The sequence below is a fragment of the Vallitalea okinawensis genome (genome assembly GCF_002964605.1).
Lineage (GTDB): Bacteria > Bacillota > Clostridia > Lachnospirales > PQDH01 > Vallitalea_A > Vallitalea_A okinawensis.
This window is the reverse complement of the sequence record NZ_PQDH01000004.1, coordinates 195,006-210,912: the sequence shown is the minus strand read 5'-3', so window position 1 is coordinate 210,912 and position 15,907 is coordinate 195,006. Positions and strand designations below refer to the sequence as shown.

Below are 15,907 nucleotides of genomic sequence, written 5' to 3'. Positions count from 1 at the left end.
AGTGAATATGGATATAAATTTTGAATTGTATAAAGTCTTTTATTATGTAGCTAGTGAAGAGAGCTTTTCTAAAGCAGCAGCCAAGTTATTCATATCACAATCAGCTGTTAGTCAATCCATCAAAACCCTTGAAGATAAATTAGAGACAACACTCTTTATACGCCATCCTAAAAACATACGCCTCACTAACGAAGGACAAACCCTCTATAATCATGTGGAACCTGCCTTTCATTTATTGGAGTCAGGTGAAAACAAACTGCGGGAAGTTCATCACTTGGAGCGTGGCGTAATAAATATTGCAGTCAACGACACCATCTGTAAATATTATCTCTTAAATCATCTTAAAGCTTTTAATGAAAATTACCCAGGCATTAAGGTTCACATCACCAATCGCACCTCCTACCGCTGTGTTAAATTATTAGAGGAAGGTACTGCTGATTTTATCTTTACCTACTTACCTAATGATCACCTTCATTCTGGTATGAAAGTTATTGATTTGATGGACTTTCGGGATGTTTTCATTTGTGGTAGCAAATATGCAGAATTAATTAAAAGCATGAAAACTTGTAGAGACCTTGAATCCATGCCATGGATCATGTTAAAAAAGGACACAACAACAAGGAAATTCTTCGACCACCATTTTGAAAAAGAAGGTATGGATCCCTCTGTAGAAATTGAATTAACAAGCATTGATTTGATTAAAGATTTAGTAAGAATCGGATTAGGTATAAGTTGCGTTCCTGATTTTTGCTTAAAGGATATGGACCAAGACCTGCATTTAATTCCAGTAGAAAGCTGCTTGCCATCAAGAAAACTCTCCATGGTCATCAATCCCAAGATGCCTCTGTCCTTGGCGTCAGAAGCCTTTATTGAACTTTTGGGAAGGATTCCTAGAGATTGATTTGTATTTTAATTATATTGATAATAGTGGTATATTATGTTAGTATTTGTATATAAAGGAGGTCAGATTATGAAATATAGCAATATTATTCCTAAAACTCTTATTAGTGTACTTATACTAAGCTTCTTCCTTGGTACCACATATCAAGCTAATTCTAAGGAAGCAGATGATGAGATCATAAAACTCGAAAGTGGGTTTGAAAATTTAACTAGTTTAGATTATGATAATGAAACATTAAGAATCTTACAATCAGAACCTACTACCTTAGATAGAAGCCTTTCTCATGACTCAACTTCAAATTTCATACTCAATAATATTTCAGAAGGACTGGTTTCATATGATCAAGACAGAAAGATAGTAGCTGGGGTAGCAGATAGTTATTCTTTATCTGCTGATCAACTAACCTATACTTTCTATCTAAGAAAAGATGCTAAATGGAATGATGGTTCTCCAGTTACTGCACATGATTTTGTTTATTCATGGCAGCGTCTTTCTGAAATGAGCTCAAATAATGAATCATTGTTAACCGCTGCTAATATTAAAAACTATAAAAGTATATTAGAAGGTAATGCAACCAAAGAAGATTTAGGTGTGTCGGCTATTGATGATTATAAACTAGTTGTTGAGCTGGAGAAACCAGTTCCCTATTTTCTTTCATTATTAACATCTCCAAATTTTGCTCCAATTAAAGAAGAAATGGTTATAACATCTGGTGATAGATATGGTACTGATTTAAGTCATATAGCTTATAATGGTCCGTATAGGATTGAAAAATGGTATGAAGGTCAGTATTTATTACTCACAAAAAACCCTCATTATTGGGGTAGTGAATTCATTGATATTGAGAACATAAAAATTATAGCTCCTCCACTATATGGCTACGATGCCTTTTTAAAGAATGAGCTAGATACTACTACACTTTTTTATAATGACTTTATCACTGCTTATTTTAGTGGTCTATCTCCTATTGCTACTAAAAATGATGCTATCTTTTACTTAAAATTCAATCAAAATGATGATGTACTAAAAAACGCGAATGTAAGAAAAGCAATAGCTTTAGGATTCGATAATAGTTACATAGTTAACAAGACAGAGATCGGTCATCCGGCTAATTATTATATTCCTTCAGGATTTTTTAAGGATAATGATGGAAATGACTTTAGACAAGACAATGTTGAATTCCTTAACTATGATAAGAATTTAGCAAGGAAATACTGGAATAAAGCTCAAACTGAGTTATCCATAGAAACATATACGCTGGAACTATTGACATTTGATAATATAATCAGCCTAAATATTGCTGATTATATTAAGGATGAATTAGAAAATAATCTCCCAGGATTAATAGTTAATATTGTACAACAGCCATTTGATGTAAAATTGGACCTAGAGAAAACAGGTCAATATGCATGTAGTATCGGAGGTTGGGGAATGGATTATAATGATCCATTATCATATCTTGAGATCTTCAGTTCTAATTCAACCTCTAATGATGTAAATTATAGTAACCCTAAGTACGACACTATTATACAAACCTTACTATCCTCAGTAACTTATAATCAAGGTGAAAGATGGGAACTTTTTAGATTAGCTGAGAAGCAATTATTACAAGAAGATGCGGTAATAAAACCTATCTATCAAGCGGGTACTTATTATCTAGTAAAACCCAACATAAAAAATCTTATACAAGAGTATGGTATGAATGACTCATTAAAGTTTGTAATAATTGAATGATGAATGAAAAGTAACCTTCGTTATGGAAATGATAACGAAGGTTTTTTTATTCTCATATTCATTTATTACCAAAGATAAACATTGTCGTATTCAGTCGAATGACATATAATAACCCTTGTACTGGAGGGATTATTTATGAAATTAAATCGATTGATTATAAGAACTTTGACAATTATATTTATACTAAATATTTTTATTGGTAGTGCATTCCAAGTAAACGCTAGAGAAACTGAAGTGAATATTATCGAACTCAAAAGTGGTTTTGATAATTTAAACACTTCATATGATGATAATGAAACTCTAAGAATTTTGGAATCACGAGCTGTAGTTTTAGATCCACACGAAGCAATTTATTCATCTCCAAACCTTGTATTAAGCAATATTTCGGAAGGTCTGGTGACTTATGATGTCAATAAAAGAATTGTAGGCGGGGTAGCTGAAAGTTATTCCCTATCTCGTGATCGTCTTACCTACACTTTCTATCTAAGAAAAAATGCTAAATGGAATGATGGTACTCCTGTTACGGCACATGATTTTGTTTATTCCTGGCAACGTCTTTCACAAACAGGAACTTATAGGGACTATTTATTAGGTACTGCTCAAATAAAAAATTATGAAGCTATATTAGAAGGTACTGCTTCTAAAGAAGACTTAGGTGTAAAGGCTTTAGATGATCATACTTTGGTTGTGGAACTTGAACAACCAGTCTCTTATTTGCTTTCATTAATGACTCTGCCTAGTTTTGCACCCATAAGAGAAGATATGGTTATCGCTGCTAATGGTAATTATGGTAAGAACTTCGATTATTTAGCTTATAATGGTCCATATATGGTTAAATCATGGTACTCCTATGATCATTTTCTACTTACAAAGAATCCTCACTATTGGGGAAATCAGCATATCGATATAGAGAATATAAAAGTGATTACCAGTGAACCGGATGGCTATGAGTCTTTCTTAAACAATGAGATTGATGTAGCAGAAATTCTTTATGAACAGAGTATAAACGCTAGTAAATATGGTCTTACTGCTACTAAGACCAATAATGGTTCTATCTTTTACTTGAATTTTAATCAAAAGGATGCTCTACTTAAAAATAGCAATGCAAGAAAGGCTATAGTTTATGGACTAGACAGCAGTTATATCCCCCAAATTAAGCAAAGTTGGATCTCGGCTAATTACTATATCCCATCAAGCTTCTTCAAAGATAGTAATGGATTCGATTTTCGCAGACCCCATAATGAATTCCTTCTATATAATAAGGATTTAGCCTTAGAATACTGGAATACAGCTAAGTCCCAATTAGGAATACAGTCTTATACAATGGAATTATTAACTTTTGATTCTAATTTGAGTCAAGCTATTGCTGAATATATTAAAGAAGAATTGGAACAAAATTTACCTGGTTTGACAGTTAAGATTGTTCCGGTTACTTTTACAGAAAAACTAGATTTACAAAGCCGTGGTAAATATTCTAGCAGTTTTTCAGGATGGGGAATGGACTACAATGACCCTTTAGCCTATCTTGAAGTTTATACTTCCACTTCAGTTAATAATGATGTCAACTATAGTAGTTCTTTTTATGATACACTCATAAAACTAGCCAGTTCATCATCCATATTAAGTGAAGATATACGATTGCGATTACTAAAAATGGCTGAAAAAGAATTATTACTCAAAGATGCTGTAATTAAACCTCTTTATGAAACAGGAGATTATTATCTTGTTAAAGATAACGTCAAAAACCTTATACATGATTATGGTATAAATCAATCTATTAAGTTTGTTATTATAGAATAAATCTAAGAATATATAGAACCTCCTTGGAACAAAAATGTTCTCAAGGAGGTTCTTATCATCTGCTCAGATTACTATTACTTTTTAGGTAATTTCTTAATTGGAATTAACTCATCTGTCTTATTATCAATTAAAAACCATTTATCATCCTTATTCCTCCGTATATAGATATCATCATCTATTTCTTCAAAACGATCTATAACAAAATCAGTTAATTTCTTCATATCTGTACCATCTAAATTGGCTCTATGAAGATAACCATGCTTGCTACCATCAAAATAAATCATATTATCGGCTAACCAATAATAGCCACTATTTGATAATATCTGCATATGCTCTGTTCCATCTATTTTTACTCAATAAACCTGAAAGGTTCTATGTCTTTTAAAATATATCCATCCATCATTCAAATGAAACTGGCTAGATGCTGCATAATAATCAGATAGTTTAATTTTTTTTTCGTTTCAATGTTATAACTATATACTCCATCATTATCTTTACTGTAATAGTAATAGTTCCCGTCTTTTATTTCATAGTTCATTCCAGGTTTTCCATCAAATATAGAATACAAATGATAATTTTAATTAAATAATGCTCCTAAACAACACAATGCCATAATAATATTTTTCTTCATTCGTTTATTAATAACCTCTTCATCCAATCGACCTCTTAATATGTGTTTAGTCTTTTCATGAAATAATAAATTCACAACAAATCTAATTTATTCAACTAAAGATTTTAGTTACAGTCCCTATTCCTCTATATACATATAATTTACAGCTATTAAGAAAACTAGATTATCATTTGATACAAAATACTCCATACCATATGAGTTTTTCATCAAATTGCCTATTATTGTAGCATCCTTAACTACTATAACTTTGTCACTATTACGTCCTTCCTGGTCAAAGAAAATTTATGCTGATTCACATTCTTAGCATTTTGAATATGAAAATTTGGATTGTTTATTATTGGCCCTTTTTGTAGTTAAAGCTATTTATGGTGTTTCCTGTTGATTACAGTGAGAATTTTATTACTAAAAGGTGATGAAAACACATAACTGTATCTTCATCACACTTCAGATTACTATTACGTAATGTGAATATGAAGAAAGCGATGAAATGACTATATGTGCCAAATCATCGCTTTTGTTTTAAATTATGTTGTTAGAATAACGACATAATTTAGACTTTATATTTTATGGAGTTATTTGTTTAAAATCTGGTATCCTTTTTATTATATCGCCATGTGCATCAAAAGAGATGATATTAACTCCCTCTGGAGCCTTAACTCTACTTATATGAATACCATGTAAACACTTATTGCACCAGATATCAAGATAGCCTACTTTTGTAACTAAGTCACCAATATATTGAAAATCTATATCATTTTCTCCACAAACCGGACAGATTTTAGTTTGATTTTCTTGAATTAGACTAGCTAATTCTAACCATTTTTTAAACATATTACTTACCTCCGCTTTTAAAGTATTGCCACCATGAAGACTCTGAACCCCAAGCACCTTGCTCATATAAATTTCCAGTTGCAGTATCAGTTGCTGGTCCAAGTACATTAGTTTGATATATATGCATCCTTTCATGACCTAACGTTTTTACTAAAGTCTCTGTATTAGTAAATGCATCAGGATAAAGATAAATTGTTTTACCATTTGATGACGCATATCCATATAAACCTCTTCCAACTAAGTCAGGGTCTCTGATAATTTTAATATTAACGCCGTCAAGACCAACTCCTGCTTCATTTGCTATTCTCTTAACATTTTTTAGTTGCATTGGCTCAGATAATTCTGCGAAAGCTCCTGTATTTGTTGTTTTTCTATATAGACCAGTTTCACTCGTCCCCTCATTTAACTGATTACTTGAAGCAACAGCTATATCATCTGCATCGTCTGCTAGATCATCTACTAGGTTGTATTCTTCTGGTAAAGTTCCTTCAGTATATTTTAAATACTCAGCATAAGATAATGCTCCATATCCCGCTGTTGTATAGAAGAATTCCCCAAAGTTATTGGCTTCCATTGCATCATCTAGTAATTTAGCTTTAGGATGTTCAGCATACCAAGCTTTCTTTTCCTCAAAGATTTCAATGATAGCTTCTAAAGTTTCTAAATCTAATACTTCAAACTTTTCTTCAAGGTCATACTTCATTCTTACGTTTTCCATTTGATTAACTGTTTCAACACCATATTTACCTGTCACTGAAACTGTTAATAAAGCTTTTTGCAATGCTTCAAGTCTTCTAACATTTTCTGCTTTATCAGTTGATAACAGTGATAGACTCATATCTCCAGTTGCCTGTAATTCACCTTTTAGTACATTCAATGCCTGAGATACTCTGTCTAAATCTTGCCACCATGGACCTTGATAATAAGAACCTTCTTCTGCCCAGTAATAGGATTTGAAAAAAGAATTTGTATTCCAGAAATCAACTGTTCCTTCAAAATATACTGCTTGCTTTAATATTCTTTCTTCACTAGGTGCAATAGATAATCTTGTTCCTTCTTGTCTTTGTTGATGACGATTGTCAATATAATTATTAATACGCCCTACTTCTGCTTGGATTGCTTCTGCATCATATTGTTTAACAGTATTTCGTCCTAAATTATGAGCTACTATTTCTGATGCTAATGAGCCAACATAGCTATCATAGTCTTCTTTTGTGATGGCTTTTCCACTGTTGATTTTATCAGTAATCTTATTCTCATGATGGGTTCTCTTATAGGTTTCCCATGTTCCAGCATCATCGCCTTGTTGCTCTATTAGTTGATTGGCTAGATCACCCATATCTGTGCCTTGATTTCTTCGTGCTAACTCACTTCTAAAGATATTAGCATCTTGATGGGCTAATTGCTGGTTTTCTGTCCAGTCTGCTCTTCCTGCTCCTGAACCTTGTTCTTCGTTATACCAAGTATTCTTTCTCTCATCAATTTGATTAATCAGATCATCCTCTGACATATTTCTTGCCTCATATCTAACGGCAGTTGATCTTATTCGATTACTTACACGCTTCAATGTTTTACTGGATGATTTTGATATCTTACTTGATTTGGATATCTTGGATATCCCCTTTGATATCCCCTTTAATAAACTGGATATAAAGTGTCCACTTGGGTCTACATAGTTAACAGGATCATTATGGCAGTAAGTATACAAGTTCAAACTAGCTGGGTTTGCATCTTCTCCCCAGTAACTATCCTCACTAATGAAGCGTCCTATATTAGGATTATAATACCTTGCTCTTAAATAGTAAAGTCCAGTGGATGTATCGAAGAATTCACCAGAGTATCGGATGGCGTTTTCTTCTACTTCATGGGTAAAGGTTTCATTACCAAAAGCATCGTAGACGTATTGGTTAAGGATGTTCCCTGCTTCATCTACGGTTTGAATCACATCACCGTGTCCGTTGTAAAGGTAATAGGACATGCTGTCTGTTTCTTTTGCGATGTAGTTGATACCTCTTAGGTACAAGGTCTTTACACCTGTTTCATCTTTTTCTATGATGACATGTTGACGATCGTAGGTATAGCCAGTGATGACTTCTATGTAGTTATTGCTGCTTGTTTTTTCTACTTTTTCTGTTCGTAGACCATCACCATCATAGTTGAAAGTAACGATATTTCTATCTCCATCCACTACTTTATCTACAGCGAGTAGTCGGTTAAAGCCGTCATAGCTATAAGAGACTCTATCAATCAAGGTACTAATGCCTTCTTCAGTTACCTCTTCCTTTATAGCTTCACCTTTTACTTTTTGTCGCATTGTAATACGGTATGGATGTATAAAGTTACTGTACTGGCTTGCTTGATTACCATTGGAGTCATAAGTAAAGGTTGTCTTTTTCTTTAATAACTCTACACCAGCTTCATCATACATCTTTTCCGTTGTCTTAATTAATTGGTCAGCTTCATTGTAGATGTAGTAAGACTTCTGGGTCTTATAAGATGCTATTTCTCCTGAATCTGTATACTCAAAACTTGTTGGTTGTAAGGAGTTATATGCACTTTGTTTGATGATTCTATTACCCACATGATCATAGGTATAGGTCGTTGTATAACCCGGTGCTTCTTCTTTTGTTAAACGCCCTGCTTGATCATAAGTATAGTTGGTAATACCCATATGATTTTCTTTGGATAGCTTTCTACCAACGAGGTCATAGGTATAGTTTAATGTTGAAAGGTTATTCATCCCTTTTGAGTTGGTAATTTTAACTACTCGATTGTTCTTATCGTAATCATAGCTAATCTTCACACCATTGGAATACTCAACGCTCTCTCGATTACCTGCCTTGTCATAGGTATAAGTGGTTACCCCTCCATTGTAAAGTACAGTCTCCATCCTATTGGATTCATCATAGGCATACTCGATCTGTCTTCCTTCTGTTTCTATCAAGCTGATATTACCTAATACATCATAACTATAAGTAATCTGTGCTGCTCCATCTTTAGCTTTTTCTAAGAGATGGTTATTAGCGTCATAGGTATAAGTCGTACTTCCTGTACCATCTTCCATCTTTGTTCTATTCCCTAGGACGTCGTAAGCATAACCGATGGTATCACCTGTTTCAATAACCCTTTTTTCAGTGAGACGGCGAAGATTATCATAGGTATAAAGGAGTGTTTGACCTTTCTTATCCTTTTCCTTGACGATATTACCCATCAAGTCGTATGCATAGTGAATAGTTTCACCTATAGGATTGATTACGACTAATAAATGACCATTTTTACTATAGCTGTAATGAGTTTCTCTACCCAACCCATCTATTTTGGATATCTTATTCCCCATAGCATCATAGGTATATCGGGTACTTACGCCTAGAGGATTGATTACTTCTGTTAATAATCCTCTTGCATCATAGGTATATAGGGTTTCTTCACCTAAACCATTGATACTGGATAGGATATCACCATAAATGTTATAGCTGTAGCTTTGAGTGTAAGCGTAACCAGCATCTTTTCCTTCTGGATCTAGGACAGTTTCTAAACGATTGGCTAAGTCATAGGAATAAGTGGTCGTATAACCATTTGCATCGGTATTGGCTATTAAATTCCCTTTTGCATCATAGGTTTTTGTTTCAATAACCACATCATAGGCATCTATAACCTCTTCTACCCTGTTGAGAGCATCATAGGTATATTCAATGTCTTGACCTTTTGCATTGATTTCCTTTATGATATTACCTGCCTCATCATATTCATAGGAAAGAGAGTTCCCTAATGGGTCAGTCAACTTCACTAATCGGTTCAAAGCATCATAGGCATATGATCTGGTATGACCTTTTTCATCTGTATCACTTATTTTATTGCCATTTGCATCATAAGCAAAGCTCTTCGTTACTGCTTCATTGTTGTACACATAATTAATTGCAACGACACGATTTAATGCATCATAGGTATATGCTTTTGCATAATCATCTCTTTGTCTATCAGTGGATAGATAAGCAAATCCCATAGGTAGCTCTTCTTTGATGAGATTACCTAATTGGTCATATGTATACTTGGTAATAAGCTTAACCATATCAGGATAATTCTTATCCAGGAGATTATACTTATTAGGTAAGCTACTCCATTCATCAATAGCTTCTTGGTCAACATAGACTACTTTTTCAATTAGACGGTTATGGCTATCATATTGATAGGTTTCAATAGTCTCATTATCATCTTTATACTTCCTAGTGGTGTTGATAACATTGCCATTTTTATCATAACTATAATGCGTAGTTGGTCCAGCAGTCACCGTTTCTGTCTTAAGTTGACCATTGTCAAAATAAGTATAGTAAAGGCTTCTTAAGTCATTGTGGGTTCCTTTTTCATATATTGTTTTGCTGACAAGATTTCCTACTTCATCATAAATATAATCTTCTATGGCATAGATAGTTTGACTGCCTTTTTTTCTTAAAGGTATTTCTTTCTTAATAACTCTACCTAGTGAATCATAAGTAAATGTAGTCTTACTACTTACTTGGTCAATGACTTGAAGGTTTTGTCCTTTTAAATCATAGATATATGTCACCTTATTCCCTAAGGCATCCTCTTCTGCCATGACTTTATTAAAGTCATTATAGGTATATTGTTTCTGATTACCCCTAGGGTCTTGTTTGCTTAACACTCGACCTAATTGATCGTAGGTATAGCTTTCTTGGCTACCATCTGGATAATGAATTTCTCTTAATGTATTATCCTTACTATAGATATAGGTCACTGAATAACCTAAGGCATCTTTTTTACTTAAGACATTGCCTTGAATATCATAGGTATACTCTGTCTTGTTTCCAAATGGGTCTGTAACAGAGAGTAATTTATCCTGATGGTTATAGGTATAAACATAACCCTCATCACTTATATCTCTAAGTCCATCAACTTTCTTTGCTAGTCGCCCTTTGTTATCATAGGTCATTCTTGTTAAGAGTTGACCTTCTGCATCATAAGTAGCTGTTATTCTACCCATGTTATCGTATTCGTAGGTTTTTCCTTTAAGGGTACTTATCTGTTCAGGTTGAACCTCTTTGATCAGCTTACCAGTTTCATCGTAGAAGTATTGATAAGAGGCTTTCTCTCCATCCCCAAAAGGTTGAATCTTTTCAATTAATCGTCCCATTGAATCATAGATATACTCTGTTGAGTGCCCTAGAGCATTGATTTCCTTTATCATATTACCTAGTTCATCATAGGTATATGTCATCTGGTGGCTCATAGCATTGGTTACCTTGACAGGTTTTCCAGCTAAGTTATAGTTATAACTTGTCTCATTACCTAATGGGTCACGTAGTGAAAGAACATTTCCCATTAAATCGTACTCGTAAGTATTGGTAGACAGTACCTTTGTAGGATACTCATCATCAAATTGGGCATTCATAATTGATTGCATGTCTAAAGTATCTACATCCACTAAAACTGCTTGTTTTATCAGTTGTGAAAGATGATTGTAAGTAAATCTTGTAACAAACCACTCTTCTTCATCAACTTTTTTCTTAGTGGTTAGGATGTTACCTTTTTTATCGTACTCATAGAGTGTTTCTTTACCTTCGGGTTCCTTGATAGCAGTGTTTCTTCCTGCATTATCATAAGTATAAGTATAGAAGTATACTTCCTCTGAAGCTGTCTCATCACCAGTTGTTTGATCAACCCTCACCTCATAGACGGATGTACGAGTAACTAAACTCCTGATATCATAAGTATAGCCCGTAACTTTATAAATACTTTGCCCATTACCATCCTCTACAAGGATTTTTTCTCTTATGATATTACCAGCTAAATCATAGTTATAACTTGTACGACTGCCACTGCTATGTGCCTTCTCTAATACTTTACCATCAGGTGAATAAGCAAAAGTCATGATACTACCATCTGCTGCTATTTGCTTATCCGGTAGTTCAAAGCTATTGAAAATTACTTCAGTGACATTCCCCTTTTGGTCTGTGGTTTTCATCCATCGCTTTCCACTTAAATCATAGTTATAATGAACTTCTGTAGCATCTGAATAAGTGGTTTTTTTCATATGTCCTGCTAAATCATATGTAAAGGATGTTTGGTATCCTTTTGGATTAACAGCAACGATCTGTCTACCAGAGCCATCATAAGTATAAGAATATGGAATCTCTACGTTATTATTGACGTTCTCTGCTGGTTGATAAGTTGCTTTTTGATCTAATGCATTGTAAGTAAATAGATCACCTATGGATGTATCAGGAGATTGACTATTAAAACCTAGGCTATTAACCTTTTTAATCATATTGCCACGATTGTCATAAGTAAATTGAACCAACACTTCTGATTGTTGTCCATCAAAAATGCTCTCTTCAATTATACGGTTATTAGCATCATAACTATAGGTTTTACCTGGTGCTTCATCAAGAGGTAATCCACTATAACGTGGATCTACTTCTTTGATTATATTACCGTTTTGATCATAGGCATAACGTGTAATATACCCCATAGGATTGTTAACCTGTATCATTCTGCTTAGGCCATCGTATTGATACAGGGTTATATAATCTTTACCATCACCTGATATTGTTTCTGTTTCCAAGTTATTGCGTCCGTCATAAGTATATTGAATAATTGTATTCTTTGTATCTGATTGAGGTATTATTTTTTTCTGTAGACGATTACGATAATCATAACTGTAAGTTGATGTGACATACCCCTTCTCAGTCAACATACTTTCTTCTACAAGATTATGATTATTGTCATAGTTATAGGTGATATGGCTACCAGTCTGTTCTACACCTGATTCAATAAAGTATTGGCTTTGTTCCTTAAGCAGATTATATGCTTGATAGGTGTATGAATCCTTAAAATAACTACTTTCATCTCTATTCGTATAGTTCACTACTTCTGTTGTGTTTCCACTAGCATCATAAAGATATTTCTTATGATTTTTTTCTGTATCGGATAACCAAGTATATGCATGCACAACCTGATTACGTTCATTATAGGTAAAGGAAGACTTCTCAGAGATAGTTTTTATACCATCTTTTTCTTTACCCTTTGTCTTTTCTGTGGTATTCCCTACTCCATCATAGGTATAGGTTGTATAAAATACTTCATTATCACTTTCTAAAGAGACACTCTGTTCTTTTAGCAGACCCCTGTCATCATATATGTAAGTTGATATTTTACCGCCAGGTTCAATTATTTGACGTAAGAGATTGGCACTATCATAGTCATAGTAAACACTATTTCCTAATGGGTCTATTTCTTCACGTAATCGACCTGCTGCATCATAAACATAACTTGTCCTATAACCCATGGCATCGGTAAAACTTATTTTATTGCCTGTGTAATCATAAACATAAGTCTTCTCATAGTAATTCTCATGATCTGGTGTTACCCTCACTTTAACTAACTGCCCTTTAATATCATAGAAAAAGTGATGTTGGTAACCGTCCTCATCGCGCATGATGGTCTCATAAGGTGCATCACCTTGATGCATTTGGTATTCCAAAGTTACAGCTTCTTTTGGTATAGCCCCTTCATAATACTGTTTCTTGACTAACCTTTGTTGACTATCATAGGTATAAGTTGTTTTTTTACCATTACCATCAAATGTCTCAATCAAATTACCATAAGTATCGTACTTATTTTCACCTTTTTTAATCCAATTTCCATCTTCAATAAGGCTGTCCTTGACCCCTTTACCTTGTATATCATATTCAAACCCGTATTGATAACCCTTTTGATCTTTTACTATAATTTTAAAATTCTCAAAAGGATTCTCTAAATAGGTGTATTCTTCTGTTGTATCATCTGGATACGTCATTAGAATCAATCGGTTAAAGCTATCATAGGTATAGTATTGACTATTCCCATTAGCATCCCTTTGCTGAATAAGGTTACCTTTCGTATCATATGCAAAGGATGTTGCCAATTGAATACCTTCAACAATGGTATATTCTTTAGTGAGATAAGCTCCTTTATGATCTACACCATTGATATCTACACCATATTCATAATGCGTTGTATAAATGTTATCACTTGATAGCACTTGTTTTTTAATGATGTTACCATAGCTATCATATTGATATTGAGTTATAATGTCACCCTCTGGCAGTTGCTGAGTAGACTTGATCACATTACCTTTACTGTCTAGTGTATAGATCAATTGAGCTGTAGTATCAGAATCTTGTTTCCAAGTTTTAAGGGTTAAACTATGGTATTTATCATAATCGAAAGAATAGGTTACTGTATGTTCATCGTTAACAGGATTTCCTTGTTCATCTCTTTTAGCTTCTGGTCCTGTATAACTTGTTAAGTTACCGTATTTATCGTATCGATAATTTTCAATCTCATAGATCGGTTCTGAATTAACCTCGCCATTCACTACAGGATACTTAATGGTTTCTTTTTTATTGATGAGTTTCAATTCATCGTGTTCTGTCTTAATAATTTCTTTATGATCATTACCTATAAGCTCTGTACTGAGTAGTTGATGCAGGCCATCGTATATTTTAATCACTTTATTTCCCAGTAAATCAGTGATCTCCGTTTGGTAACGATAGGTATTCTCCAAATAGTCATAATCAATAACTTTATACCCATCAGTTCCAAAACCATCAGGCTCGTTAGTATATTTATACACTTCCTTCTCTTTAGCTTCTGCTTCGAAACGCTTTAGAAAATTATCGCCTGCACCTTCATAATTCTTCTTGATTAACTTTTCTCTTTGGAAGACCTTACGATATTCCATACTTCCTTGATAGAGCTTTTTCTTATAGGTTTCATAGGTATAACGTCTCATTTCATTGGTTTTACAATAGTCTATTTGAACCAAGTATTCGTAGCGGTTATACACGGAATAATTCGTTCCATTGTGATAAGTAAAACCAAGTGAAGGCTGCTCGTACCAATAATGGTATTTAGCTTGTCCATCTATGTCATAAACTGTTTGTAAACGTGTTCGAATTACCTGACCCGAATTGCTTACCAATGCTGCTGATTTATCATAGATAATTTTTTCTCCTTGAGGCAAGTGAATGATAACCTTAAATTTTCCCTCCAGATCACCAGAATGTACTGTATTTGGATTCTGTGTCTCCTCATAACTATTGGACTTTACATCATTATTTTGATTCTTTACGCGATAAGTATGATCTTCTTCATAACTCATCGTTATAACCCTACCAAGGGTATCAACAATTTCACTGATCAGCTTCTTTTCTACAGATGTACCATCAATGGTATATTTCATCGTCGTGTATTTAAAAGAAATGGTGTTCTCAAACTTATCCTGCATGGCTAGAATACGACCATCCTTAGTAAAATAGGTTCTATCACCGTTCTTATTAATTAAGACAAGCTCGGATGTCTCTGTTCCATTCGAATATGCTTTACTGTAACCTACAAAAACATCTTTTACCGTTTGTCCTTTAGGTAAATAGATTTTTTCTGTGGTCGTAAGAAGTGATTGAATATCTTCATTGAACCATTCTTCTTTGTCATCTTCATTCAATAAATACTCTTTTAGCGTATAGACATCCCCTGTTTCGGTATGTAAAAATATTTGATTGGATTCATCTTGATTATCCATGACTTCCAGTGTTGGAAATGAGAAACGCATACCAACGCCTAAGTTATAGCGATCTTCATAGAATGAAGAAGCATTGGCATCAGATTCAATATAATCTACCCAAGCACCATTAACGTATTTAACTTTCATCGTACTCATATTTGCTGATGATGTTTTGTAAATTCTAGTGAATTCTAAATCCAACCCATTCTTCCCTGGTAGTGAATAATCAGTTTGTGTTATGGATAGCTCACCATTTCTTGGGTTAATGTATTCTTCTGTGCTCTGTGTCTTAATGTATGATGAAGAAAGATAGGTATCGTATTGTTTTTCTGGTCCCATGAGGTTGTTTAAACGATCTTCTATGGTTTCAGCACCTACTGATAAGGTTGTAAAACAAAATACAATACTTAATATAAGCATCTTTAGCCATTTTCTTTTGTATGCCAAA

The 15,907-nt window shown here is 33.8% G+C and carries 6 protein-coding genes; 3 read left to right on the top strand and 3 right to left on the bottom strand.

What is annotated here, in order from left to right; translation table 11 throughout:
- Window positions 1-7: 7 nt before the first annotated feature.
- From C1Y58_RS13850 to C1Y58_RS13840, 3 genes are all read left to right on the top strand, one after another.
- Entirely contained in the window at window positions 8-901 is an 894-nt protein-coding gene (locus tag C1Y58_RS13850; RefSeq protein ID WP_105616655.1) for a LysR family transcriptional regulator, read from the top strand.
- Between the two features lie 69 nt (window positions 902-970).
- Window positions 971-2,635: a peptide ABC transporter substrate-binding protein gene (locus C1Y58_RS13845; RefSeq protein WP_157950102.1), complete on the top strand. Its 1,665-nt coding sequence runs from the start codon at window positions 971-973 to the stop codon at window positions 2,633-2,635.
- 135 nt (window positions 2,636-2,770) lie between these two features.
- Window positions 2,771-4,435, top strand: a complete 1,665-nt coding sequence (locus C1Y58_RS13840; RefSeq protein WP_105616653.1) for a peptide ABC transporter substrate-binding protein — start codon at window positions 2,771-2,773, stop codon at window positions 4,433-4,435.
- 74 nt (window positions 4,436-4,509) lie between these two features.
- Here the strand turns inward: C1Y58_RS13840 and C1Y58_RS13835 are convergent, their stop codons facing one another.
- From C1Y58_RS13835 to C1Y58_RS13825, 3 genes are all read right to left on the bottom strand, one after another.
- Entirely contained in the window at window positions 4,510-4,764 is a 255-nt protein-coding gene (locus tag C1Y58_RS13835) for a hypothetical protein (RefSeq protein ID WP_105616652.1), read from the bottom strand.
- A gap of 866 nt (window positions 4,765-5,630) precedes the next feature.
- The gene (locus C1Y58_RS13830) at window positions 5,631-5,897 is read right to left on the bottom strand and encodes a hypothetical protein (RefSeq protein ID WP_105616651.1); all 267 of its coding nucleotides are present in this window, start codon (window positions 5,895-5,897) and stop codon (window positions 5,631-5,633) included.
- Window position 5,898: 1 nt separating this feature from the next.
- Complete coding sequence (locus C1Y58_RS13825) at window positions 5,899-15,906, bottom strand: RHS repeat-associated core domain-containing protein (RefSeq protein ID WP_105616650.1); 10,008 nt, start codon at window positions 15,904-15,906, stop codon at window positions 5,899-5,901.
- Window position 15,907: the final 1 nt, after the last annotated feature.